The following is a 1,603-nucleotide window of genomic DNA, read 5'->3' as shown; positions in this document are numbered from 1 at the left end:
GGGCCGGCTTTGGTTTCCAGACAACCCCCCCGCACCCCGGGGTGTGGGGGGCTGGTTTTTTTACCGTGGGGGGCGGGGGGGGGGGGGGGTGGCGGGACACGCTGCAAGTACATCCATGTAAGCTCGTAGGCGCCATCCATGGCGCCTGCGGTCCCGCCACCCCACCCCGGCCCGACCCTCTCGTTTTCCCAGCGTCGGACGGCAAGGGCAGAGCATTGTTGTTATCGGGTGGGGAGGGAAATGTAGAGTCGAGCCATGCTCGACTTGGAGCGAAGCGACACGCTGTTGCTCTGCTTTTTTGATCTTCCGTGGCTGGCGCACACGGAAACTGTCAGAGGCCGGGTGGGTGGGTTGCGCAGGGGCGTGAGCCGCATGGATGCGGCGACCGAGCTTACAGGGACGTACTTGCAGCGTCCCCTGCGCGGCCCACCCACCCGGCCAGCTCACGAGGCTGGTCGACTAACAGTCGACTCTACCACCAGCCACGAGGGGCTCCGCCGTTGGCCGTATCCCGCCGATAGGCGCGATAATGCCGGCATGGAAACCGTCCGCATCGCCACCCGCAAGAGCCCGCTCGCCCTCTGGCAGAGCGAACACGTCGCCGACCGCCTGCGCCAGGCCTACCCCGGCCTGCACGTGGAACTGGTGCCGATGAGCACCCGCGGCGATGAGGTGCTCGACCGCTCGCTGGCCGCCATCGGCGGCAAGGGCCTGTTCCTGAAGGAACTGGAGCTGGCCATGCTGCGCGGCGATGCCGACTGCGCGGTGCATTCGCTGAAGGATGTGCCGATGGAACTGGATGCGCCGTTCGCGCTGCCGGCCATGCTGACCCGCCACGACCCGGCCGATGGCTTCATCTCCAACCTGTATGCCTCGCTGGATGCACTGCCCATCGGCGCGCGCGTGGGTACGTCCTCGCTGCGCCGGCAGGCGCAGCTGCGCGCGCTGCGTCCGGACCTGCAGCTGCTGGACCTGCGCGGCAACGTCAACACACGCCTGGCCAAGCTCGACAACGGTGGCTACGACGCCATCGTGCTGGCCGTGGCCGGGCTGGAACGGCTGGGCCTGGGCGATCGCATCGTGGCCCGCCTGCAGCCGCCGCAGTGGCTGCCGGCGCCGGCACAGGGGGCGGTGGCGGTGGAGTGTGATGGTGGCAACGCGCGGCTGATGGAATTGTTCGCCCGCCTGGATGACGCTGATACCCGTGCCTGCGTGGAAGCGGAGCGGGCGATGAACCGCGCGCTGCATGGCAGCTGCCATGTGCCGGTGGCGGCCATCGCACAGTGGCAGGGCCGGGATCTGCACCTGCAGGGCATGGTCGGCAGTGCCAGTGATGGCCGCGCGGTGCGCGCCGAAGCTGTGGGCCCGGCCAGCGATCCGGAAACGCTGGGCCAGCAGGTGGCCAGGATGCTGCTGGACGGCGGTGCGGGCGAGCTGCTGAACGTCTGAACCGCGCGCCCGTAGAGTCGAGCTTGCTCGACTGGGCCGTTTGTAGAGTCGAGCGGGGGGGGGAGGGGGGGGGGGGGGGGGGGGGCGGACAGAAACCGAAAAAAAAAAAAAAAAAACACCGGGGGCCCCCGGAGGGGAATAAAAATATTAAAAA

General features: G+C 68.1%; 1 protein-coding gene. It reads left to right on the top strand.

The features are described from left to right. Positions 1-537: 537 nt before the first annotated feature. Positions 538-1,449, top strand: a complete 912-nt coding sequence (hemC, locus tag QMZ26_RS21170) for a hydroxymethylbilane synthase (RefSeq protein ID WP_283222587.1) — start codon at positions 538-540, stop codon at positions 1,447-1,449. The last annotated feature ends 154 nt before the right edge of the window (positions 1,450-1,603 follow it).

This window comes from Stenotrophomonas sp. PFBMAA-4 (genome assembly GCF_030053215.1).
Lineage (GTDB): Bacteria > Pseudomonadota > Gammaproteobacteria > Xanthomonadales > Xanthomonadaceae > Stenotrophomonas.
The sequence above is the reverse complement of the archived record's forward strand: the minus strand, read 5'-3'. Positions and strand labels throughout refer to the sequence as shown.

Bases quoted from the DNA above. Each gene is read 5' to 3' on its own strand.
- hemC (WP_283222587.1), top strand. From the start codon at position 538: ATGGAAACCGTCCGCATCGCCACCCGCAAGAGCCCGCTCGCCCTCTGG.